We start from the raw sequence: 23,822 nt of genomic DNA on the forward strand, positions 1-23,822 counted from the left end.
TCGTTGTGGGGCTACCGGGTTCTGAATTTTACTGATAGATCCAATCCAGGCTCAACCGCTTGATATCCGTGATTGACAAACTCGTTCGCTTAGGTCTGTTTCCGGCGCAGTAACTAAGCAGTACTTCTTTCTCACCTACAAAATGGATGGCTGTATAACAGTACCAGCCGTCCGGATCCGACTCCAGCGTTTTCTGGTGAAGCCACGTTTTGCCTTCATCCTTTGAAATGGCCAGATTCAGAGGGGTGCGCAGGCCTTTGGCTTGGCCGCTTTTCGCACCATTGTTATTCCAAACCATCAGCAGATCTCCCGTGGAAGGTATCCTGGCAATGGTGGCGGGAGATACCGGCGACTCAATGGTCGTTCGGCCGGCGGCACCCCAGGTTTTGCCGTTATCCTTTGAAAACGACTGGTACTGCACACCCGCATCGGTACGAATGATCATCATGATTTTCTTCTTTTTCAACGCGATCAACCCGGGCTCTTGTGTGACCACACCATCGGGATTAGCAATCTCTTGGCCCGATGTCCAGGTTGACCCATTGTCATCCGAATAATAGCAAAACAGTTTCCCACGTTCATTGAATTTGCCTCCCTCCGGTGTGATGTGCCAGGCTACGGGCATCAGGAGCCTGCCATTTGCGAGCTGAATGACCCGGTTATTGTTTAACACAAAGTAGCCTTTTTTATCAGTGATACAGGTTACGGGATCTCCCCAGGTCTGGCCTTCATCACGTGATATCCGCATCAGCGGAATACAGTCATCCATCGAATTTTTCCGTGCGTAAAACAGGGCTATCTCTCCGTTTTTCAGACGTAACAGGGATACCGACATCACGTTCATTCCGGCATCATTTTTGACCACTATCTGATCTTTGTCAGACCAGGTTTTTCCGCCGTCGGAGGAGTAACGACTAGCCAGGTAGGCCCCAGCGAAGTCGCTGGAAGATTTACCTGTAAAGTGGCTGTAAATAAAAAGGATGCGACCGTCTTTCAGTGTTACAAAATCACCCTCGCTGTTCCTCGGGTTATCCTCTCCCGGTGAAAGCCGGAGTACAAGTGCAGGGTTCTGCTGTGCCAGTGCTTTTTTAAAAAAGCCGGGCATGAGCAATAGCGACAAGCATATCAATTTACATATCCATTTCATATTCAGTTACGTAGCTTTTGGTAAACAATGTTTTCAATTTGCTCTGCCAGATTTGCCGCAATGATTTCGTGTCCCCGGTCGTTGGGATGAACCCCGTCTAGCATCAGGGTTTCGTAGCTTATCCCGGTTGTCTTCTGATAATTTTTAAAACTCTTAAAGTTATCGACCAGACCGGTATGGTATTTTTTTGCCAGTTTTCTCACCACCCTGCAATACTGAAGCAGCCTGTCGTTCTGAATATCCCCATACTTCTCGCCCAGGATATTGGGTACCATCAGAATGACACTGATCCCTCTGGACTGTAAAGTTTCAATCATGTAAGTAAGGTTGGCCCGATACTTGTCCAGCGGAATACGGGAAGGGCCATTCTTCACTTTGCTGTCAATATGCGCATCATTAATGCCAAAACTGATATTTACAATGTCAGGATGATGGCCCAGAACGTCAGTATCAAAGCGGTCCAGCGCGTGTCTGATTTTGAAAAGACCATGATCCGCCAGGTGTCCCGAATGACTTCCCGGTATTCCGGAATTGATGATTTGTGCTTTAATTCCTTTTTCTGCCAAAAGTCCGGGAAGCCGCTGGGCAAATACCTGCTTAATGGTTATCCTGGTGGCAGTCACCGAGTTTCCGAATACCACGATTTTAACCCCGGATGAATCCTGCGGTTGAAAATAATCATTTTCGCTCCGGTAATTTCCGGCCAACACTGTATCCACAAATCCGGCTGTGAGCAGCACCAGGATAAACCATTTTTTAAAAGACATCAGTCAGCGTAGGGTCGGGCGTTAAGTCAGATCTACTTCTATTTCAATGCTTGAAAACCAGCAGCCGGACGCTGCCGACCTTGAATTTTCAGCCTGAACATTAGTCAATAAAATCCCTTTCGTTTAGTTTCATTCTCAGGTCTCCCTGCATGGTAGTCACCCAAAGTTCACCTGGTTTTGCTTCGAAAATATACGGATAGGAGATCCAGGCCTTTGAAGTATCACTGTTCTGAATCTTATACGATTTGGCGATGACTTTCGGTTTACTCCAGGTTTTACCGTCGTTTTCAGAAAAAGCAACTGAAAGTTCCTCCCGGTGATTGCTGGCGGCCACCTCTGAAAATTGCCCATCGCCCCCTCTGAGCGGGTAAGTATCCTTTCCATCAGGAAAACGGCGGTTCCACATCAGCACCAGCCTTCCGCTGGTCAGCCTTTTCAGTTGCCCCGGTGCCGAACTTGCCGCGATACCTGTTGGCCTTATCCCTTTCCAGGATATCCCCTCGTCATCCGAAAAACATTCCCAGAAGGTACCCCAGTTAGTACGCATGAGCTGCCAAATGCGGCCATCCTTTAATTGTTCGATCGTGGATTCGGTTACACCGCTGTGGTGCCCTATCCCACCAAGGTCGATCACATTGGATCTCTCCCAGCTTTTACCCTCATCCCTGGAAGTATAGGTTAACACGGTATGGTGCCCGGGATTATGGCGCATCATCATGGAAGTAAAAATCACGTTTCCGTTGCGGGTTTCAATCATGCTCCTGATAGCACCGGTATGTTCATTATGTCGTTTCTGAACATCCTGCCAGGTTTTTCCGCCGTCCAGGCTCCGAATGGTATAGGTAGGCAAAATGGCTCCCGGCGAATCGGAAATATCTGCCTGCCAGTTCCAGTTGCCCCTTTCAGCGAGGTTCAGAAAGGCAAATACCAGCACTCCGTTACGCGTTTTCAGAAGCGCTCTTTCTCCCGAGATATTGAACTTTTCAGGATTACTGAACATTTCGTGTTTTTCCCAGGTTTTGCCTTCATCCTTGCTGATCAGGCATTTATTTCCATCAATGGCAACGATATTCCCCTCCTGATTGCGTACGAAAGGGCCCAGTATCTGCCCTTTCAGTTCTTCGGTATTACGGGGTATCCAGGCTCCGGAAGAGGTTATTTTACCATTTTGTTCATTAAATACGGGGGCCTGCGCTTTTACAATCTTACCGGCACACAACACCAGGCTCAGAAGTAAAATCGCTTTTCCTGTTTTGAATCTTGCTGTCATAAGCTGAACGGATTAAACCTTAGTGATTGACAATACCACTGACTGCGGCAATACGGTCGAGTATTTCCTGTACATCGTTTTCTTCCCAGGACTTATTTCCAAGACCCAGCGGCGGATTAGGAATGCCGATGTCCACTCCGTGTCTCATGTACATTGCCTTTTGAAAGAACGTCCAGATATTAGGCAGAACATGATTGATGATTTCCTGGAAGGTGAGCATAAAACGGTTGCCCAGCTCAAAATTGCCTCCGATAAATTCTTTACGGACATACTGGCACTCTTCCCCCCAAAGGTTAAAAAAGCTGCCGATCGCTCCTACAGTACCGCACAAAGTGGCCTGACAGAAAAGTTCGTCCGCACCGCTGAAAAGAATGAGATCTTCTCCGGCCAGAATATGCATCAGACTTATCTCGTAAAGGTTCTGCGTCGTTAGCTTCATTCCACCAATGTTGGGCAGCCCCAGGATCTGATCGATATAATAACGGGCATCGCCACCGAATATACTCTGATTACCTACGTGGTAGGGAAAAAATGGTATATCAATAGCAGAACTGATCGTGCGGTAATGCGCCAGGGCATTCTGAGCGCCGCCCTGGTAGTAAATAGGAGCTACGGTCGAAATCCCGTAAACACCGGCCTCCTGTGCCGCCTGGGCGAGCCGTACCGACTCCCGGGTGTTGAGTGCACCCACCTGGGCAATGACCGGGAGCTTCCCCTGGGCCACATCTATTACCTTTTTGGTTACTTCAACCCTTTGTTTTTCAGTAAAAAGAACCCCTTGCCCGGTGGAACCAAGAATATATAGGCCATCCAATTTCTGATCCACACATAACTGAACTATCTTTTCCAGTTCGGCAAACTGTGGGGCTCCCTCCTGATCGACGGGTGTTAAAAGTGCGGGCCAGAGGCCTCCGATTTCCAATTTGTTACGCATCATGTTGTTTGAAAAAATTCAGAATATTTTACCGTTGCTTGCAGTTTAATTATAGCCAGGATTTTGTTTCACTTTATTTTCCAGACTGAGTGTGTTCGACGAGATCGGGAAGAGCAGCAGGTAGTTTTGCCCGGCACGGCTCTGGAGCGACGGTACCTTCTCAAATGCCTTTCCGAAACGGATCAGATCCCACCAGCGTTTACCTTCCAGTCCAAGCTCTAAAAGGCGCTCTTTTAAGATAGCATCATCATTTGCATCTTTGGTACCATTCACAAAAAGATGATTTGGCAATGCCGTTCCGTAAGCACGTTTGCGCACCTGATTCATTTCTTCGGAAGGATCCTGTCCCAAGGCATTTTTAGCTTCGGCAATCATCAACAGAATGTCGGCATATCGGTACACAATATAATCATTGAGGTACAAACGAACACCGGAATTAATAAACCCTTTGAATTTGGACTGAAGAGCTCCGTAAAATTTCCTGGTTCCCGAAGCCGAAGTATATATTTCGGTGAAAGTAGCATTTCTCCGCTGATCATCTGTGGTGAACTGGTCGCGGAACAAAGCCGTAGGGGCCCAGAAGTTGTTGCCATTCGCCACACCGATTGCCGCCGAGGTAGCTGCATCAATGTCATTTGGAATATAGGCTGCGGAGAAATACATGGCGGCAAAATCATTATCCGTCACCTCGTTTTGCTGAAAACGGATTGAAAACAATGTTTCCCGGTTTCCTTTGTTGGCATAATCAAAAATGCTGGCATAGTTATCCAGGAGAACTACATCCGCTGTTTTCACCTCATTCAGAGCAGCCAGCGCAGTGGTGATATCCGCATTCCCGCCGCCAGCTCGTTTTCCTGTCCAGAGATATACATCCCCTTTCAGCGCATTGGCCGAAGGTTTCGACCAGACAAAACGACCTGTGGGTATGGTATTCGCCGGGAAAAGCTGGATCGCCTTGTCGATATCCGCTTTGATCTGCTTGAAAATATCCGCACTGGCAGTTCTTTCCTTCTGGATGGATTCCGGTGTGAAACCCTCGGTGGGTTCAAGCACCAGCGGCAAGTCCCCCCAGGTTTTGGTCATGGTGAAATAAACATAGGCACGCATCGTGTAAGCCTGGGCCAGCATATCATTTTTGACTGCCTCCGAGGTAAACGTAATGTTTGGCACGTATTTCAGCAGCAGATTACACTGGTGTATCACGGTATACATACCCTGCCACTCGGGACCGGGCGTGGTTGGATCAAGGGTGTTAAGATAATACCGTTCACGGCCGTCGAGACCCTGAACACCGCTGCCTACGGTTTCGCTTCTCCCTTCTCCCCACAAAAACAGGTTTTTACTTGCCTGGGCACGTAAAGTAACGTACATACCGTAGGTACCTCCTTTGGCATCATCCTCGGTTTTCCAGAAAGATGCGTTACTGATCACACTTGTAGGCTTAAGTTCCAGGTTATCCGTGCAGGATGTAAGCGCCAGATTACCAATGGCTGCCAGCATTAAAACTTGATATATCTTTTTCATGATTGTCTGATGGTTAGAGAGAAACATTTACACCAAGAATGATCGTACGTGGAATGGGATACCTTCCGCGGTCATTACCGCCATCCTCAGGATTCAGCCCTTTGTACTTGGTGAAATAATGAAGGTTATTGGCCGTCACATTAAACCGGAGGTTACTGATCTTCACTTTAGACAATATGCTTTTCGGAAGGGTATAACTCAGAGTAACCTCGCGCACCGCCAGAAAATCGCCTTTTTCATAGTAGAATGAATTCCCGCCGTTTACACCTACACCACCCCGGTAAAGATTATTCTGTGCATTCTGATCCGCCCAGTAATATTTCGGAATGTCCGTAACATCTCCCGGCTGCTTCCATGATTTCAAAACCTCCGTTGAAAGGCCTACGTCTCCCTGAAACTGGCCCACCATTTGCGCACGGGGATAATTGTAGATCGTATGTCCTGTGGTATAGTCCATTCTTAGGAACAGGTTGAGCCCCTTATACCCCAGCGAGTTGCTGAATCCGCCCGTCCAGGCCGGGTACGGATTGCCGACATACACCCTGTCGGTACCATCAATGATCTTGTTACCATCAACATCCAGCCATTTTACGTCACCGCCGTATTTGGTTTTATTGGCTCTGGATATCAGATTGTCAACCGGAGCGGAGGCAGCTTCCTCGTCCGTTCTGTATATCCCCAGTTGTTTGTACGAGTACATATCCCCTACTCTTCCGCCTTCCTGGAGTCCGCCTTTCCAGGCCAGCGCACCCAAAGCGGGGTCCCACACCTGTATACCGCCAATGCGGTTGTTGGCGATGCCATTGGATGGCAACGTCAGGATTTTCTGAGTAGTCTTGGCTGCATTGAACGAAACATCCCAGCTCAGTGAAGAGGAAGAAGGCAGGATCCTTGCGCTTACTTCGAGCTCCACACCCTTATTTTCAAGGCTTCCGAGGTTGGTACGGATACTTGAAAAACCGGTAGATTGCGGCAGGCTCATGTCGGTCAGCAGATTGTCCGTTACGCGGCGATAGTAATCAAAAAGCATATTCACCCTGTTGCCGAAGAGGCCTATATCAGCGCCCAGGTCAAATGTTTTGGACCTTTCCCATTTCAGGTCGGCGTTGGAAAGAACGGTATTGGTTACTGCTGCGTTGGTCCCGTACTGGGATCCCACACTATACTGCCCCTGTGACTGGAAATCGGAAAGTCCGCTGATATTTCCGTTAACACCATAGCTGGCTCTCAGTTTCAGACGCAGCAGGTTTTCGGGCAAGGCGGTCCAGAATTGCTCCTTATGTAAGTTCCAGCCTACGGACACCCCGGGGAAAAATCCCCACTGATGATTGGCACCCAGATTGGATGCACCGTCATATCTGGCAGTGAGTGACACCAGGTACTTTTGATCAAAATCATAATTGATGTTTCCAAAATACCCCACCAGCGCCTGCTGACTTTCATATCCGCCAACGGCTACCGGCACAGCCGAAGCATTCAGTGTAGGAATAAGGTCGGTAGATGCGCCCTGGCCAGTCCCCGACAATCCTGTGGTATCTCTTTTGAAATAAGAAAATCCGAGTTTCGCGTCCAGATTATGTTTTCCCTGAAAAGATTTTGCATACGAGAATACCGCGTCGGCCTGGTATTGGGTTCTGGAAAGGTAAGAGCCAGAAGCCGTTCTGGTAGAAACGTAGGTTGCCGGTCCGTTGAAATAAGCTTCCTGGAAAGAGCGGTTGGAACCATCGGTTTTGTAAAGAGATAACTGTGGTGCGAAAGTCAGGCCAGGTAAAATATCCCAGTTGGCGCCGATCGCAAGCGACAGGTTCTCCGAATTCCTTTTGGTTTTAAGTTTATTTAAATGATACTCCGGATTCCCAATGGACTGCCCCTGCCCGGGTGCTAACGTTCCATCTTCGTACCTGTATTTAGTAGTAGGTGCTACGTCAATAGATCTTTCAAAAATGCTGTTATCCGAGAAAACCTGATTATTTCCAGAATTGGAATACATCAGCCTTGAATAAAAACGTAGCTTGTCACTGGCATACAAATCGCCGTTCATGTCAAACGTAAGGCGATTATACTTGGTGGTGATCGTGATTCCCTGCGCATCCATATACCCCACTCCGGCACTGAAAGTAGCTTTATCACTTCCACCCGACAGCGAAATATGATGATTCTGGGTCACACCTGTCCGGAAAAGGATATCTTCAAAATTGGTACCCTGAAAAATGATCGTTTTGGTAGGGTCAATCGGGTCGGGCATACTCTCCCAGCCTTCCTGTAACTTATGCTGGTTATCATTGTTAAGATATTGAGTGGTATAAGGTGACGTCTTTGTCAGATCGTTGCCGGTACCGTAGCCTGATTTCCCCGACAAATTGGTCAGGTAAGCCGTGTTGCCCGTTACCTTGGAAGTTGCCTGTACCCCCAGGCGCTGATAGGTGATATAGTCCCTTGCAGATACCAGGTCATAACCGTTGACCAGTTTGGAAAAAGAAGTATTGTACTGATAGGATACCTTTAATTTACCTGCCTTACCCGACTTTGTGGTGATGATCACAACCCCGTTGGAAGCGCGGGCACCATATATCGCGGTTGATGCGGCATCTTTCAGAACCTGCATGGATTCGATTTCCTCGGAACTGATATCATTCATATTGGGACGGATCACGCCATCCACAATATATAAAGGTGCCGAGCCATTAGGGTTATTAATGGATGTACCGCCACGGAGCACGATCCTGGGTGCTGCACCCGGCTGGCCGGTGGTGGTCTGTACCCTTAAGCCCGCAATGGAGCCTTGCAGGGCCGACCCCGCATTGGCAAACGATATGTTTTCAAGCACCTTATTGTCCAGCTTGGAAATGGATGAGGTAACATTCTCACGCGACTGACGGCCATAACCTACCACAAGTACTTCGTTCAGGTTTTTAAGCTCCGCCTGCAGCGTTACGTTAATTTCCGACTGGGAATTCACTGCTATTTCCTGGGATTTGTATCCCACAAAACTGTATATCAGACTTTGCCCGGCAGTGACTGCAATACTGTACTGCCCCTGGGCATCGGTATTTACCCCTGTCTGCGTTCCTTTCACAATCACCGTTACAAACGGCATCGGTGCATTGTCCTCCCCTGATTTCACAATTCCCCGGACGGTCTGCTGAGCCGCTGCTTCACCTAAACAGGACCACAAAGCAGCCAGGAAAACAATTGTTGGTAAATAAAACTTTCGCATTAGTTTCATGTGGATAAAAGTTTAGATCATACTTGCTTTATACTTGATTTTTCCAATTGCGGCAAAGATTCTGTCTTAATTTCATTTGTAGGACAAATGTAATAATACTATTTTAGTATCAAATGATTTGTATGGAAAAATATATTATCCTTCTGATATTATCTTATATGTACTATCTTGCACCACCTTTGTGCAAAATGCGATCATGACCGAACCAAAATCCAATACACTCGAACCTCTGGAATCTCTGTCGATGACGGACAGAGTTGAAAATATCCTCCGCGAATACTTTACAGAAAACGGCTTCAAACCCGGTGATTCTCTCCCCAATGAAATTGAAATATCTCAGAAACTGAACGTTAGCCGTAACGTGGTAAGAGAAGCCCTGAGCCGCCTGAGAATGTTGGGCATGATTGAAACCAGGCCCAGAAGGGGAATGATCATGGCACAGCCCGATCTGCTGGCGGGAATCGAAAAAGTACTCAATCCACTGCTGCTCAGCCAGGACAACCTCAAAGATATATTTGAACTCCGTCTGATACTGGAAATGGGGATCTCGGAATTCCTGTTTGCCAGAAAAACAGAAAAAGATCTTGACGAACTGGAAGCGATCGTTAAAAGGCAGAAAGACCTGACGGTTGTTTCAAAAGAAGAAGAAGTGGCGTTTCACGGAAAACTTTATGAAATGACCGGAAATGATACTTTCCAAAGATTCCAGACATTACTCATGCCCATTTTTGAACATGTTTTTACCGGATATTACAACCAGGAAACCCACGTGGATATACCCAACCGCGTAACACATCACGATTTATTCATGCTGCTCAAACATGGTACGCAGGAAGAATTCCGCAAGGGAATGTATACTCACCTGGCCGTGTATTTCGCTACCATTACCGACAGGTAAAAGACAAAAGGGTCGGCAGAAGGTCAGGTCTCTCTCTTCAGAGATACCACCTCCTGCCCTCCGGAAGAATATATTGTCCGGAAATAGGTGAACTTTGCAGCACATTTTGGGGCTAAAACAACAGGCAGAAATGGGAGTATCACAAACCAGGCAATCACTGGGCAGGCTTGTATCTTTGTGCGGCGTCATTCTGCTTTCTGTTTCCTGGGTGCGTGAAAGTCTTGCCCTCCTTCCGTTTCATATTACGGGAACGGCGCAGGGTACTACCTATTCGGTTACTTTTTTTTGTGAAAGGGAAAAAATAAAAAAACCACAGCTGGACAGTATTTTCCGGGCTCTTGACCAATCTCTTTCTACCTACAAGCCTTCTTCTCTGATCAGCCGCTTCAACAACGCTGACACAACCCTGGTGACGGACGAGCATCTCTTTAGGGTAGTCAGGAAATCACTGGAAATTTACCGGGATACCGATGGCGCTTTTGATATAACCGTTCTGCCACTTATGTATGCCTGGGGATTTGGTACCAGGAAACCCGCCACATTTCCTGACTCGGCGGAAATCAGCTCCTTGCTTGACTGTGTTGGTTCCGACAAAATCAGGCTGAATGGGCGTTTGCTGTCTAAAACAATTCCCTGCCTGCAGATGGACGTCAACGGTATTGCGCAGGGTTACAGTGTTGATGTGATAGCCGCCTTTTTGGAAACCCAGGGAATTGCCAACTACCTGGTTGAAGTCGGTGGAGAGATCAGGGTGAAGGGAAGAAAATACCCGGAAGATAAACTTATGTCCGTTGGTATTGAAAGGCCTTCAAAAAAGAGTTTTGAAAATACAGACATTGGCAAGATAGTCCAGATGAAACAGGGTGCTATTACAACCTCGGGAAATTACCGGCAATACCAGGTGATGGGATCCAAAAGGATTTCTCATATCGTAAATCCCAAAACCGGGTATACTTCACAAAGTGATATCATCAGCGTAACCGTGATTGCCGAAGATGCTATCACTGCCGATGGCTACGACAATGCACTGGTTGTGATGGGCTTAACCAAATCGCTGGATTTTTTAAATAAGCACAAAAATCTCGACGCTTATTTTATCTACCAAAAACCTGACGGTACCGTTTCGGATACTGCTTCTGCTGGATTTTACAAATATTTCAGATAAACCGGCCAGCCTTTCCAAGTCTTGACGACTTGGAAAGGCACCGCGAAGCCTCAATAGATATATTATATCTTTTCATTTAATAAGCCAAATTTCTCTTTTCGAGAACGTTACCGGTAACGTTCTCGTTATTAATTCCTGCCTGATTAACCAAAGCTGCTCCAATTCCTTGTAACATTGCGTTTACGCAAAATTAAATTCCGAAAACTAATATAATACAGACTATTATTCCCACAAATCAAACTTGTGAAGTATAAAATTTTGCCCGAATCTGCACATCGTTAATTTCTAATAAAGTTCATCCTAAACATAGTTCTATGCATTCTAAACTACTACTTATGAAATTTTACAAACACCTGCTGCTGGTACTGCTCTTGCTAGGACCTGCATGCCTTTACGCTCAAAATCTCAGGAACGTTTCCGGTAACGTAACCGACAGCCTCAATACCCAAGGCCTGCCCGGTGTAACCGTTGTGGTAAAAGGAACACAGAGAGGAACTACTACCGATGCCGAAGGACATTATACCATCCAGGCTGCACAGAGTGAGGTTCTTTCATTCAGTTTTGTAGGTTATGTACTAAAAGAAGTACCTGTTGGGACACGGTCTGTCATTGACATTTCCATGGCACCCAGCGTAAACGCACTGGACGAACTGGTGGTGGTAGGTTACGGTACTATGAAAAAAAGTGACCTGACCGGTGCAGTGATCCGGCTGGACGCCAAAACGTTTAAAAACCAGCCTATGACACAACTATCTGATATGCTCACAGGCACGGTTGCCGGTTTCAATGCCAATCAGGGAACTACTGCTTCCGGGGGAAGTTCTTTGCAAATCAGGGGGCCTAAATCACTGAATGCATCCTCCAACCCGATGGTGGTAATGGACGGAGTGATTTTTAACGGAAGCGTGGCAGATATTAACCCTGCTGACATAGAAACCATGGATATCCTCAAAGACGCTAGTTCGGCAGCAGTGTTTGGCGCAAGGGCAGCTGGTGGGGTGATCCTGATCACAACCAAAAAAGGGACAACAGGAAAGCCCGTTATCAACTTCTCGGCAAATGTTGGCGTGACCGAAACCGTTAACGATTTTAAGCCTTTTGACAAAGACGGATATCTCACTTTCAGGAGGGATTTGCTGAAAGCCACCAACCCCAACAACCCCTCCTACTATTACGACAACCCTGGCCGGCTACCATCCGGTGTAACGCTGGAGCAGTGGAGGAGCGCCAGTAATAACCCCCAGGCCGACAACACCCAGGAATGGCTTGGCAGGCTCCGTTTCTTCCCGATCGAAACAGAAAACTACCTGGCAGGCAAAACCGTGGACTGGTACAATGAAGTGATCCAAAAAGGTTTACGTCAGAATTATGATGTCAGCATCGGCGGAGGATCCAAAAATGTTACTTACTACTGGTCTCTGGGGTACCAGAATAATGAGGGGGTGATCCGCGGAGACAAGTTCTCTACCATCCGTTCCAGGTTAAATGTTGACTTCAAGGTAACCGATTGGCTGAACGTGGGTGTGAATACCCAATTTGCCGACCGGGATGAAAGTACAGTACTGGCAAGCCTGTCCCAGATGTTTGTCATGAGTCCCTATGGGTCTATGTTTGATGCCAATGGAGATGTATCCTGGTACCCCAACAGTTTTGCCGTTGCCAACCCGCTGATCAACTATTATGGTCAGGACCGCCTCAGAAAAATAAATACACTTTTCGCATCCATGTTCGCGAAAATTAAACTGCCATTCGGCTTTGATTATAAAATATCATTTCAGCCACGTTACCAGGCTTTGAAGGATTACAACTTCTGGTCATCCAAAACGCTGGAAGGAGGATCCACCCGTTCCAATGGCTATGGTACCCGCGAAGACTCCTCTACCTATGAATGGATTCTGGACAACCTGCTTCACTGGAACAAGGAGTTTGGCATCCATCGTTTTGACCTTACCCTTCTTTACAGTTCGGAACGAAACCGCGGGTGGTCTTCTGTTATCACCAATCAGACCTATGTCCCCAATCAGAACCTTGGATTTCATGGCTTGCAATATGGTACAAGCCCCGCAGTTTCAACCGACGATAGCCAGATTACCGGTGATGCCGCCATGGCCCGCCTCAATTACACCCTGCTCGACAAGTACCTGTTTACGGCGTCCGTTCGTCGGGATGGCTTCTCTGCCTTTGGCACCAAACAACCACGGGCAACTTTCCCGGCAGCAGCAGTGGCCTGGAAGATATCGGAAGAGAAGTTTTTCGGCCTGGATTTCGTAAGCCAGATGAAACTGAGGTTGTCCTGGGGTGTGAACGGAAACAGGGACATTGGTGCCTATTCCGCACTTGCCCAGTTGTTGTCAACCCAATACTATGATGGTTCCAATGTGCAGGTGGGTGTGTATAACAGCTCTCTGGCCAACCCTAACCTGGTTTGGGAAAAAACAAAGTCCATTAATATGGGTATGGATGTAAGCTTTCTTAAAAACCGGCTGGATGTAAGTATGGAATACTACGACATGACCACTACTGACCTGCTCATGAACCGGCTTCTTCCCGAAATCACCGGATTTAAGAACATTACATCCAACCTGGGACAGCTGGGTAACCGTGGTTTTGAGATGACCATCAATACCGTTAACACTGAGAAAAGAAATTTCAGCTGGCGTTCGAGCCTGGTATTCTCTTTCAACAGGAATAAAATCAAAAGACTTTTCGGAGATTACAAGGAAGAAACCGTGGATGGCAAAACCGTGAAAAGAGAACTTCCGGACTATACCAACGAATGGTTTCCGGGCCAGGCGCTGGACCGGGTCTGGAACTACGACGTAACGGGTATCTGGCAGGTCAGTGAAAAAGATGCGGCAGCGGTTTACAAACTTCAACCCGGGGATTTTAAAGCAACAGATGCCGACGGAAACGGAAAGTATGAGGCCCTGGCAGACAAAATGTTCATCGGCTACCGCCAGCCACGGTTCCGTATCGGACTGAGAAATGAATTTACTTTCCTGAAAAATTTCTCTGGTTCTATCTTTCTGCGAAGCGAACTGGGACATATCGCTCCTTTTGATGAAGGCCTCAGAACAGGTGGCTCGGACACTTATGACAGACGGAATACCCATGATTTCCCCTATTGGACGCCTGAAAACCCAATCAACGATTATGCCCGCCTCAATACCAACACCAACGTTTTTGGAGGTGGTATTAAAATATACAAACCCCTTTCCTTTTTGCGCGTACAGGATGTCAACCTGGCTTATGCCCTGCCCGCTTCGCTGGCTCAGCGCATAAAAGTGAACAACCTGCGCGTGTACGTATCGGCCCGTAACCTTTTCACTTTTACCAAATGGCCAGGATGGGATCCGGAAGGCTGGTCTTCCGCCACGGTTCCGGCCAATCTGCCCATGCCCAAGAACTTCACCGTTGGTTTGAACATGTCATTATAGTTTAAGAAATAAATTAAAAATATCTATGAAACGTATCATACAGATATCCCTGACATTAATTGTGCTGTTACTGACGCAGTCGTCCTGTGACAAAGACTGGCTGAAACCTGAGCCGCTTTCTTTTTTCAGTCCCGAAAACGTATTCGTCGATAAAGCCGGTTTTGAATCTCTGCTGATTACGATGCGCAAGGATCTCAAAAATGAGAATACCGGAACCATGCCGAACCTGACTATGGAATTTGCCGCGTCGGATCTGGCGTCTCCATGGTCGCAGCTGGATTTTAATAACCTCACCCCCAATACCGATCAGTACTATCGTTTTCTGGCGATGTTTACCGTTATTTATTCTTCTATCAAAAATGCCAATGTGCTGATATCCAGAATAGATAACATTAAGTGGACGTCGGAGCAGGAGAAGAACGTCATTCTGGCGGAGGCGTACTGGCACCGGGCTTACTGGTACTATCGCCTGGTGAACTCTTATGGGGATGTTCCTTTTATCAAGGATGAAATTCAAGGGGCAAAACTTGACTTCAAAACCCACAGCAGATGGACTATCCTGAGCAAAATCCAGTCGGATATGGAATTTGCTGTTGAATGGCTCCCGGTCACGGCGAAGTCGGGCGTGATCACAAAAGGTGCCGGCAACCATCTACTGACCAAAATATACCTGGCCAACACCGAATACGACAAAGCCATTGAGGCCGCTAACCGCGTCATTAACGGGCCGTACGCGCTCATGACCCAGCGGTTCGGGATAGACGCCGCCAAGACTTACCGCAATTTAATCTGGGATTTGCACCGCTCTAAAAATTTCAGCCTGGCTACCAACACGGAGACGATCCTTGCTTCTATTGACCGCTACGAAGCGCCTCCGGGAGCAAGGTCCGCAGGACTTTATACCATGCGGCTATACAATTGCCAGTGGTTCCAGCCACAGGTACTCGACAGCCAGGGAAAACCAGGGATGGTTGCGAGCGGCCCGATGTACGACTCGCTCGGGAGAGGCAATGCCAATATCCGGTTAACAGGGTATTATCAGTACGACATCTGGTCCTATAAGGGTGATACCTGGCGGACTACTCCTGATCTGCGGAGAAGTGATATCAACTGGGTGGATATACATGAATTAAAATACAACAACCCGACTTCAATTGATTATGGCAAACCGCTGAAAATCTCTAATCTGGCTGCTCAGGTAGATACTTTCAAGCATGTATACGCTATGCCGCACTACATCATGTACAATCCGCAAGACGACCCCAAAGCACAGCCTATGGGAGGTAACGGGGATTGGTATATCTTCCGTCTGGCCGAAACTTACCTGCTCCGGGCAGAAGCCTATTACTGGAAAAACCAGCTTGCTCTGGCGGCCGCTGATATCAACAAAATAAGAGAACGTGCCAAAGCACTACCCATTTCCGCCGGTGAGGTTACGATAGACTTCATCATGAACGAGCGTGCCCGTGAATTGTTTGCCGAAGAACCCCGACACTCCGAACTGGTGAGGGTATCCTATATCATGGCTAAATCTAATCTGGGGGGGTATAGTTTAAGCAATTTCAGCCAAAAGAATTTCTTCTTCGACAGGGTATCCAAATACAATAATACTTACGAGAAGAAGATCCAGCTCCTGGGCAATACCGCAAACATGTCGGCTTTCCATGTATTGTGGCCGATCCCTTCTCTGGTGATCACCGCGAATACCCAGGGTATCATTAATCAGAACGTTGGTTACGATGGAGCAGATAAAAATGTTGCGCCACTGACGACGATTGAGTAACGGGTGGTTCAGACTTTCCAAGTCTTGAAGACTTGGAAAGTCTGGTCTGCTACTGGCATGCGATTTTAAAGACTCTCATATTACTGAGACTTTACAAATCGATATCTTATGAAAATGAATGGAAGGAGCGTAATAACGTACAGCGTTTATACTCCTACAAATGTAACTACAATGCTGAGGCCACGCCGCCAGGATGGCCAATCCGTCATCCGGGAAGGCTTTGAAATTGATCCTCCGGTCCCCTTTTCTGAATATACAGACATCTATGGTAACCCCTGCCAGCGGGCCGTGTTGCCCGTTGGGCAGGTAACCATTACCACCGAGGTACAAGCCCAGGTAAATCCTACCAAACCCATACCCGTACCCGTTCCGGGATATGTAATGATCGGCGACTTACCCGACGAAGTAATGCACTACATATTGCCAAGCCGTTACTGCCAGTCGGATCTGCCTGAGATAAATAAGCTCGCCATGGAGATAGCGGGCAATTTTAAACCCGGTTATGACCAGGTGGAAGAAATTCGTAAATGGATCCACCAGAACGTGACCTACCAGTACGGCGTAACGGACTCCACCACCACCGCACTCGATATCGCCCGCAACCGGATAGGCGTTTGCCGGGACTTCACACACCTTGCCATTGCCCTTTGCCGGAATCTTTGTATCCCAGCCCGAATGACGGTAGGTTATCTGGACAAACTTCAGGAGATGGACCTCCACGCCTGGTTTGAAGTTTATATCGGCAATGACTGGTATACCTTTGACGCAGTACAACAGCAGACAGAAGGTTACCGGATTGAGATAGCACATGGCCGGGACGCCGCCGACGTGGCAATGATTACTCAATTTGGGAATGCTACATTACAGTCTTTGCATGTGGAAGTGCAGCTGCTGGAACCAGAAACGGAAGAAAACTAATCTATGAAGGAGGTAACCGGTTTAAAATGAAATAACCCGGTTACTTCATTTTAAACTACTATATCGGGGAACAAAAATGAACAACTTGCCTTCAACCGTAAAACGGTCCATCGAATTACTGGGGATTGTACTGCTCGTCTCCATCCTGGTCGTTGGAAATGACATCATTATGCCACTGATTATGGCTTTTTTTATCAGTATCGTTTTACTTCCGGTGAACCGTTTCCTGAAAAACCACAAAGTTCCGGAAGCAGTGTCCATAGTACTTCCTATTTTGATGCTTGTAATCATTCTGGCAGGTATTGTATGGTTTTTTTCTGCCCAGGTCAAATCGTTGGTATCTGATTTCCCCAGAATCAAAAGTAATGTAAACATCCACCTTCAGTCACTCAGTAAATGGATATCGGGTATCAGCCATTATTCCACAACGGAGCAAGTCGATTTTATTAATAAAAACACGCAGGACATGGTGAGTTTTGCAGGAAAAACGGCCAGCGGAGCGGCAGTTACACTCAGCTCTTTGTTTGTTTTTGTAGGCTTGCTGCCCATTTATATCTACCTGATGCTGTTTTACAAAGATATCCTTCTAAGGTTTATCTTCATGTGGTTCGACACACAGCATCATCCCAAGGTAAAGGAAGCCATATATGAAACAGAAACAATTATTAAAAGTTACCTGGTGGGTCTGCTGATTCAAGTCACGTATATGACTGTACTGGTGGGTGGAACACTTATGGTGATAGGAATCAAACATGCCTTGCTGATCGGCGTAATATTTGCCTTTCTTAACCTGATTCCCTACATCGGTGCGCTGATCGGTAACATCATCGGCGTGCTGATAACACTTACGTCATCAACCGAACTCTGGCCGGTAGTCACCGTCCTGGGCGTAATTGCCGGTGTTCAGTTTCTGGACAACAACATTCTCATGCCGCGAATCGTGGGCTCAAAAGTTAAGATCAATGCATTGTTCGCAATTCTGGGAGTTGTAATTGGCGGTAAGATCGCGGGTGTATCCGGAATGTTCCTCTCAATGCCTGTGATAGCCGTATTAAAAGTTATTTTCGACCGGACGGATATTTTCAAGCAATGGGGTGTACTTCTTGGAGATGAAAGACCCACACGCAGTCCCATGATGTTTCCCGCCTTTCGTAAACGCTCCGCGGTGGATACCAAACCCGGGGTGGAGAAATAATCAGTCGGCATACTGTATGAGTTTACAGTTTTGAGTTCAAAGTTCACAGGGTTAGGAAACCGGCATACTGCTCACTCTGAACTGCCTGCTCAATCAAGTTAACAGTATTTAGTTAAAAGTTCACAGCGCCCGCAAACTGCTTACCAAGCCCACTGTGAACTGTTTACTGAAAACTACATGCAAAAGTTAACAGTACTTAGTTCAGAGTTCACAGCCCTGGCAAAACTGCTTACCAAGCCCACTTGTGAACTGTTTACTGAAAACTAAAAACTGCTTACCTGCTGCATAATCCGTGGCACGGTTGATACACCAGGCCCAAATGTGCTAGTTGTTACAACCGTGCCACGGTTACGCGGGCCGCCCACTGCGAACTGCCTACTCTAAACTGTTTACTCAAGACTGAAAACCGCCTACTGGACCTTAAGACGGCTGTTAAAATAAAAATACAAAGGTATACCCGAGCTGATGAGCAATAACCCTATGAGCGCCTGCACCGGTTTGTTATAGATGGTAACGGTCACCAGAATTAGACAAAAAACCGAAAAAACAGCAGGTATCCAAAGCGGAACCTTATAGGGCCGGTGCATTTTATTCTTCCGGAACAAAATCACCCCGAATGCCGAAGCGCCATAAAAGAGGAAAGAAGCAAATATGAGCAGGTCCGTAAGAGTATCAAAACTTCCGGACCACACCAGCACAATAGCCCACGCAGCCTGGATCATGATCGAAAAAGAGGGAGTATTGTAGACCGGATGAATCACTGCCGCTCTCTTGAAAAATAACTTATCCGACGCCAGCGCGTAAATGATCCTGGCCGACAACAGGATCGTACCATTGGTACAATTAAAAGTAGTCAGCACGATCAGCACAGACAACAATATCGCCCCCTGATCGCCACCCAGCACTCGAGCCGTTTCAACGGCCGCAATCTGGTTCTTTGCCAGGCTTTCGATCTGTATGGCTGGTAAAATATAAAGGTAAACCGTATTGATCAGCAGATAAAGGGTCATCACTACCAGGGTTCCCACACCCAGTGCAAGGGGCAGGTTACGCTGCGGATTTTTAATCTCCTCTCCAACAAAACCGATATTATTCCACCCCTCATATCCCCAGAAGGCGCTTAATGAGGCAGCAAACATAGCCGCGAACAGGCCCCATCCGGTGGGCACGTTGGGCGTTTCCGCAGTAAAATGGCTGATATCTCCTTTCCCCGATGTAACGGCGAGAACCACAAAACCCAGAATGGCCAGCACGATCCCGATGATAAAATACCTGCTGAGCTTTTCACCAAAAGATACCCCCCGGTGGTTTACAAAGCTCAGTGTGATAATCAGCATTGAAGCCACTACCTGAATACTATAGCCTCCTAGCCCGTGTATGGCCGGAATAACACTATGCAATGAGTCCGAAAAAATGTAGGCGAGTGCCGCAATGGTGGCAGATTTCATCACCACAAGATTTCCCCAGCCATAAAGAAAAGAAAAAAAACGCCCGTATATTTTCTTGAAGTAGACATACTCTCCCCCAGACCCGGGCATCATACTGGTAAGTTCTGCGGTACTCAATGCACCCATCATACTTAAAATTCCGGCAAGTGTCCAGCAGAGCAGCACCAAGGCAGGAGAATGGAGTTCGGCGGTCATGGGCGCCACCTTTTTAAATACGCCAGAGCCAACTATGGCGCTGACTACAAGGAAGATAGCTGAAAGAGGTTTAATTGTACGTTTCAGAGAAGGTTCAGTCATGAAATACCAGGGTTAGATTTGATCCTAAGATAACCGTTCTTCACCACAAATCCGCTTTCCTGCTCATCTTCCATCAAATCAAAACTGCCGTCCAGGTCCAGATAACGGGTATTCCGGCACGCAAAAGCTGCGTGGAGCGCCGCCGAAATACTCAGGCTGCTTTCATCATTACATCCCCAGAACAACTCAATATCCGCTTGCCTGGCAATGTTTGCTATCTCAAAGGCCGCTGTAATACCGCCGCATTTCATCAATTTGATATTGAAGATACCAAACAAGGCTTCATTAGCCAGGCGTAGTGCCGTTCTGGCATCTTTCAGAGACTCATCCGCCGCCAGTTTTCGTCGGATTCCTGCCGGAAACTGCAGCAACATTTTATCCATCCTTGGATGAAACGGCTGCTCTGTCAGTTCAAGCGGGACCGAAGCGGTTTGATCTAAAAAAAAGCGCAGGTCTTCGGCAGAATAACCCTCATTGGCATCAACACGTACAGTGAAATAATCACCGAAAGTCTCATACAAACGGATAACCCTTTCAGCATCTTCCTGTGCATTCACGCCGGTCTTGATTTTTAGTATTCTGAATCCCTGATCTTTATATTCCTTTGCTTCATACAGCGTTTCTGCCACGTTTTTAATGCCGATGGTTATCGACGTGGGCATACTGTTATGATGGCGGCCATAAAAATCTACAACCGGCAGCCCTATCCACTTTCCGAAGGCATCGTGCAGTGCAATGTCAATGGCAGCCAAGGTGGCCGGAAAGTCTGGGTATATCTGCCGGAAGAATGCGATATGCGACAGGAATTCCCGTATATCCTTTCCCTTCAATCCAAGATACACCTTCTCCGAACCCAGATTGTACAAGGTCTGTTCCGGTGTTTCACCAATTACCTCCGGATCCGGATTGGCTGCTCCTTTACCGATGACGCCATTTGAAAGCTCAACCTCAAAAAAAATGATTTCTGCCACACTGATGGTCTCCCTCGCAATGGTGTAAGGCCTTTTCAGCGGAACGGATTTAGCATAGGACCTGATCGTCTTGATGTTCATGGTACCATTGCTTTCATAACCGGAACAATACCCTCACAACCCTCCTGAATAGGAAGTAAAACCGGGATCCCCAGTTCGGTTTCATATTTCTTTTGAAAAGACCTGTACGTCTCCTCGTCACAATTTTCAGTATTCAGTGCCAATCCTATTACTTGCGAGCCATAGAGACGGATCAGCTCAATTTCCGATTCAACCGTGGGGATTTTACCAAAATGCGGTTCCATGTCAAAATATTCCCTGGTAGGAGAGTGAACCAGAATCACCTGTTTGGCCATACCCGAAAGCAGGAATTCCGCCCCGCAAGGACCGCTCGGATTCCTTAATGCCGACTGCCCCTCAATAAAAATGATGTCGGGGTTGGTCTCCCTGGCACAGGTCAGGATCGCATGTTCGAGCTCTCCCGAAACAAAATCATTCAGGGTTGAATCAAAAATAAAACCATACTGTCCTCCCTGCAGCCAGCCTGTTTGTCCGGTATAGATCATCTGGGCCTGAAGCCCGGCCTCCCAGCAGGCTTTCACCAGTAACCGGGTAGCGGTACGTTTGCCCAGGGCGCAGTCTGTACCCATAACGGCTACCACAGGGGTTTTAAGTTGAAGTATCTCCCCGGTCCAAAAATGAAGGTCACGGAAGGATTTGGGTTTACGGATGTCATGCAGCTCCACTCCGTTCTCTGCTGCAAGATCCACGATATCCTTATGCTCTGAAAGGTAATCATGCAGCCCGTTAATAACGGACAATTTATTCTGAACAGCTGTTTCCACCATTTTCAGCATAAAACCTGGAAATTTACCACCTGTTGTTGCCACCCCGACAATACAGTAAGCAGGAGCGGCCGACATCGCGTCTTCCACTCCGGCAAAAATGGGGATGTTCCGAAAAATCCCGTCCAGTACCTCCCCGGCATCCTTACCAGCATGTTTACCGTCAACCACTCCCACAATTTCAAAACGCTCGCTTTCACGAATCAGCCCGTGTGCAGTTTTAGCATCGGGAGTGTCCAAAAGCCCGGCGGTGAGTAAAATAGCTTTCTGCATAAAACAAGGTATTAATGTTATACCAATAGATTAAAATTCTTATTAATTATGCAATATTGTAATAATATTCCTAAATTACACATGAATTAAGAATATATACTCCAAAAGAAAATGACGGAAGACCTGGACAAGAAAATTCTAAATCTGCTGCAAAAAAACGCCAAGCTCACTATTAAAGAACTTGCCGAAACACTGGAAATGAGTACCACGCCTGTTTTTGAGCGCATCAAACGCCTGGAACGAGAAGGTGTCATCAAGGGATATGTGGCTATTATAGACCAGGAAAAGGTGGGGCGCGGACAAACGGTTTTTGTCAATATAAAAATGCCGGTATACACGGCTGAAAACATTGCCCTTTTTGAGGATCAGATCAGGGAAATGCCACAAGTACTTGAATGTTACCATCTGGCCGGCCCTATCGATTATCAGCTTAAAGTTGTGGTAGAAAACATCAAAGAATACGACCGCTTCCTGCTGGAAATATCCAAAATCCGGAACGTAAATATCGAAAGCAGCGTGATTGTGCTGCATGACGTGAAACAACAAACTGCCATTACATTATGAGAAATGTTTTACTAACTGCTTTTAAGATGTATAAATCTTGTTTAAACCGGCCAAAAACCCGATGGGCAGGGGTGGTGATTTTAGCAGGGCTCTTTTTATTTTCCTGTAAAACTTCCAAAAAAGTAACGGTCACTAAGGATATGAAAACCAGGCTGGACAACCTGTTGGCAACCGTTCCTGACTTCAGTGGTGTGCTGCTCGTGGCAGACCAGGGAAAAATCGTTTATCATAAAGCATGGGGTTACAGAAGTTTTGAAACGAAGGAATCGATGGATACCGCTTCTGTTTTTGAGCTGGCTTCGGTGTCCAAACAGTTTACCGCCCTGACGATCATGCAAATGAAAGAAGCCGGAAAATTATCTTTTGACGACCCGATTGACAAATATCTCCCGGGCCTGCCTTATACGGGCGTCACAATCCGGCACCTGCTCACGCACACATCAGGACTTCCTGATTATCAAGAAATTATGGATAAGTATTGGAACAAAACCAAAGTGGCCGGTAATACGGATAACATCGCCTATCTGATACAGTACCACCCGCCCAGGCTTTTTGAACCGGGAGAAAAGTATGCATACAGTAATACCGGTTATATGCTTCTGGCGAGTATCACCGAAAAAGTTTCCGGCCAGGATTTCATCACATTCTGCAGAACCCGTTTTTTCGGACCAGCACAAATGACGCAAACCGATATCAGGACCGTTGCCGAAAAAAAGCAGCTGCCCAACCTGGCAGCGGGGCATATTTATGTAAAGGAAAAACAACAGTATGTACCTGCCGACTCATTTCCTCAGTTTAATTACGCCATCTGGCTTGGCAATCGGAAGGGTCCGGGCAGGGTAAGCTCCACCTCCGCCGACCTGCTGAAATGGGACAGGATCTTGTATTCGGGTAAAATTGTGAAACCGGAAACACTGCTGGAAGCATTTTCACCAACCCGCCTGAACGACGACTCGCTTTCCTGGTATGGCTTTGGCTGGAAGATCAGACAAAGTAAAAAAGGAAAAGTAGTGTGGCACAACGGAGATAACCCAGGTTATGCCACACAATTTGAACGTTATATTGATGCAGACAAAACCATTATCCTGCTGTCCAACAACGCTCATCCGAAAATTCCGGACATCCTTCAAAGCGTGGAAGCTATTGTAGAAGAATAGGCT

At 47.1% G+C, this 23,822-nt stretch carries 17 protein-coding genes; 8 read left to right on the plus strand and 9 right to left on the minus strand.

All coding sequences use genetic code 11. The annotated features are described in order from the left end of the window. Positions 1-28: 28 nt before the first annotated feature. From KOE27_RS29000 to KOE27_RS29025, 6 genes are all read right to left on the minus strand, one after another. A complete protein-coding gene (locus KOE27_RS29000) occupies positions 29-1,147 on the minus strand; it encodes a sialidase family protein (protein ID WP_215242336.1) in 1,119 nt (372 codons plus the stop codon). Between the two features lie 2 nt (positions 1,148-1,149). After that, entirely contained in the window at positions 1,150-1,914 is a 765-nt protein-coding gene (locus KOE27_RS29005) for an SGNH/GDSL hydrolase family protein (RefSeq protein ID WP_215242337.1), read from the minus strand. Between the two features lie 100 nt (positions 1,915-2,014). After that, positions 2,015-3,184, minus strand: a complete 1,170-nt coding sequence (locus tag KOE27_RS29010; protein ID WP_215242338.1) for a sialidase family protein — start codon at positions 3,182-3,184, stop codon at positions 2,015-2,017. A gap of 19 nt (positions 3,185-3,203) precedes the next feature. Continuing rightward, the gene (locus KOE27_RS29015) at positions 3,204-4,121 is read right to left on the minus strand and encodes a dihydrodipicolinate synthase family protein (RefSeq protein ID WP_229253040.1); all 918 of its coding nucleotides are present in this window, start codon (positions 4,119-4,121) and stop codon (positions 3,204-3,206) included. Positions 4,122-4,163: 42 nt separating this feature from the next. Then, on the minus strand, positions 4,164-5,642 hold the full coding sequence (locus tag KOE27_RS29020) for a RagB/SusD family nutrient uptake outer membrane protein (protein WP_215242339.1): 1,479 nt from the start codon (positions 5,640-5,642) through the stop codon (positions 4,164-4,166). Between the two features lie 13 nt (positions 5,643-5,655). Continuing rightward, a complete protein-coding gene (locus KOE27_RS29025; RefSeq protein WP_229253041.1) occupies positions 5,656-8,868 on the minus strand; it encodes a SusC/RagA family TonB-linked outer membrane protein in 3,213 nt (1,070 codons plus the stop codon). 196 nt (positions 8,869-9,064) lie between these two features. Between KOE27_RS29025 and KOE27_RS29030 the strand changes: the two genes are divergently transcribed. The 6 genes from KOE27_RS29030 (at position 9,065) to KOE27_RS29055 (ending at position 18,264) form a co-directional block, all read left to right on the plus strand. After that, a complete protein-coding gene (locus KOE27_RS29030; protein WP_215242340.1) occupies positions 9,065-9,766 on the plus strand; it encodes a FadR/GntR family transcriptional regulator in 702 nt (233 codons plus the stop codon). Between the two features lie 130 nt (positions 9,767-9,896). Next, positions 9,897-10,931 carry an FAD:protein FMN transferase gene (locus tag KOE27_RS29035; RefSeq protein ID WP_215242341.1) on the plus strand — a complete coding sequence of 345 codons (1,035 nt, stop codon included), beginning with the start codon at positions 9,897-9,899 and terminating at the stop codon, positions 10,929-10,931. A 335-nt stretch (positions 10,932-11,266) separates the two neighbouring features. Continuing rightward, positions 11,267-14,368, plus strand: coding sequence for a SusC/RagA family TonB-linked outer membrane protein (locus tag KOE27_RS29040; protein WP_229253042.1), 3,102 nt, complete (start codon positions 11,267-11,269; stop codon positions 14,366-14,368). 25 nt (positions 14,369-14,393) lie between these two features. Continuing rightward, entirely contained in the window at positions 14,394-16,151 is a 1,758-nt protein-coding gene (locus KOE27_RS29045; protein ID WP_215242342.1) for a RagB/SusD family nutrient uptake outer membrane protein, read from the plus strand. Between the two features lie 171 nt (positions 16,152-16,322). Then, positions 16,323-17,069 carry a transglutaminase family protein gene (locus tag KOE27_RS29050; protein WP_229253043.1) on the plus strand — a complete coding sequence of 249 codons (747 nt, stop codon included), beginning with the start codon at positions 16,323-16,325 and terminating at the stop codon, positions 17,067-17,069. A 76-nt stretch (positions 17,070-17,145) separates the two neighbouring features. Beyond that, positions 17,146-18,264 (plus strand): AI-2E family transporter, encoded by a 1,119-nt coding sequence (locus tag KOE27_RS29055; protein WP_215242344.1) that lies wholly within the window; start codon positions 17,146-17,148, stop codon positions 18,262-18,264. A gap of 410 nt (positions 18,265-18,674) precedes the next feature. Here KOE27_RS29055 and KOE27_RS29060 read toward each other — a convergent pair whose 3' ends face one another. The 3 genes from KOE27_RS29060 to KOE27_RS29070 are packed head-to-tail and all read right to left on the minus strand — an operon-like array spanning position 18,675 to position 22,098. Next, positions 18,675-20,009 (minus strand): APC family permease, encoded by a 1,335-nt coding sequence (locus KOE27_RS29060; protein WP_215242345.1) that lies wholly within the window; start codon positions 20,007-20,009, stop codon positions 18,675-18,677. Continuing rightward, complete coding sequence (locus KOE27_RS29065) at positions 20,006-21,061, minus strand: dipeptide epimerase (RefSeq protein ID WP_215242346.1); 1,056 nt, start codon at positions 21,059-21,061, stop codon at positions 20,006-20,008. The genes KOE27_RS29060 and KOE27_RS29065 overlap by 4 nt, the downstream gene beginning before the upstream one ends. Then, positions 21,058-22,098: a DUF1611 domain-containing protein gene (locus KOE27_RS29070; protein ID WP_215242347.1), complete on the minus strand. Its 1,041-nt coding sequence runs from the start codon at positions 22,096-22,098 to the stop codon at positions 21,058-21,060. The genes KOE27_RS29065 and KOE27_RS29070 overlap by 4 nt, the downstream gene beginning before the upstream one ends. Before the next feature lie 111 nt (positions 22,099-22,209). Here KOE27_RS29070 and KOE27_RS29075 point away from each other — a divergent pair, with 111 nt between their 5' ends. Together KOE27_RS29075 and KOE27_RS29080 are read left to right on the plus strand one after the other, a co-directional pair. Beyond that, a complete protein-coding gene (locus tag KOE27_RS29075; protein ID WP_215242348.1) occupies positions 22,210-22,662 on the plus strand; it encodes an Lrp/AsnC family transcriptional regulator in 453 nt (150 codons plus the stop codon). Positions 22,663-22,688: 26 nt separating this feature from the next. Next, positions 22,689-23,819, plus strand: coding sequence for a serine hydrolase domain-containing protein (locus tag KOE27_RS29080; protein ID WP_229253044.1), 1,131 nt, complete (start codon positions 22,689-22,691; stop codon positions 23,817-23,819). Positions 23,820-23,822: the final 3 nt, after the last annotated feature.

The sequence above is a fragment of the Dyadobacter sp. CECT 9275 genome (assembly GCF_907164905.1).
Lineage (GTDB): Bacteria > Bacteroidota > Bacteroidia > Cytophagales > Spirosomataceae > Dyadobacter > Dyadobacter helix.

What these genes read in the sequence shown, in the direction of transcription:
- KOE27_RS29000 (WP_215242336.1), bottom strand. Translation starts at nt 1,147, where the DNA reads ATGAAATGGATATGTAAATTGATATGCTTGTCGCTATTGCTCATGCCC.
- KOE27_RS29005 (WP_215242337.1), bottom strand. Translation starts at nt 1,914, where the DNA reads ATGTCTTTTAAAAAATGGTTTATCCTGGTGCTGCTCACAGCCGGATTT.
- KOE27_RS29010 (WP_215242338.1), bottom strand. Translation starts at nt 3,184, where the DNA reads ATGACAGCAAGATTCAAAACAGGAAAAGCGATTTTACTTCTGAGCCTG.
- KOE27_RS29015 (WP_229253040.1), bottom strand. Translation starts at nt 4,121, where the DNA reads ATGATGCGTAACAAATTGGAAATCGGAGGCCTCTGGCCCGCACTTTTA.
- KOE27_RS29020 (WP_215242339.1), bottom strand. Translation starts at nt 5,642, where the DNA reads ATGAAAAAGATATATCAAGTTTTAATGCTGGCAGCCATTGGTAATCTG.
- KOE27_RS29025 (WP_229253041.1), bottom strand. Translation starts at nt 8,868, where the DNA reads ATGAAACTAATGCGAAAGTTTTATTTACCAACAATTGTTTTCCTGGCT.
- KOE27_RS29030 (WP_215242340.1), top strand. Translation starts at nt 9,065, where the DNA reads ATGACCGAACCAAAATCCAATACACTCGAACCTCTGGAATCTCTGTCG.
- KOE27_RS29035 (WP_215242341.1), top strand. Translation starts at nt 9,897, where the DNA reads ATGGGAGTATCACAAACCAGGCAATCACTGGGCAGGCTTGTATCTTTG.
- KOE27_RS29040 (WP_229253042.1), top strand. Translation starts at nt 11,267, where the DNA reads ATGAAATTTTACAAACACCTGCTGCTGGTACTGCTCTTGCTAGGACCT.
- KOE27_RS29045 (WP_215242342.1), top strand. Translation starts at nt 14,394, where the DNA reads ATGAAACGTATCATACAGATATCCCTGACATTAATTGTGCTGTTACTG.
- KOE27_RS29050 (WP_229253043.1), top strand. Translation starts at nt 16,323, where the DNA reads ATGCTGAGGCCACGCCGCCAGGATGGCCAATCCGTCATCCGGGAAGGC.
- KOE27_RS29055 (WP_215242344.1), top strand. Translation starts at nt 17,146, where the DNA reads ATGAACAACTTGCCTTCAACCGTAAAACGGTCCATCGAATTACTGGGG.
- KOE27_RS29060 (WP_215242345.1), bottom strand. Translation starts at nt 20,009, where the DNA reads ATGACTGAACCTTCTCTGAAACGTACAATTAAACCTCTTTCAGCTATC.
- KOE27_RS29065 (WP_215242346.1), bottom strand. Translation starts at nt 21,061, where the DNA reads ATGAACATCAAGACGATCAGGTCCTATGCTAAATCCGTTCCGCTGAAA.
- KOE27_RS29070 (WP_215242347.1), bottom strand. Translation starts at nt 22,098, where the DNA reads ATGCAGAAAGCTATTTTACTCACCGCCGGGCTTTTGGACACTCCCGAT.
- KOE27_RS29075 (WP_215242348.1), top strand. Translation starts at nt 22,210, where the DNA reads ATGACGGAAGACCTGGACAAGAAAATTCTAAATCTGCTGCAAAAAAAC.
- KOE27_RS29080 (WP_229253044.1), top strand. Translation starts at nt 22,689, where the DNA reads ATGTATAAATCTTGTTTAAACCGGCCAAAAACCCGATGGGCAGGGGTG.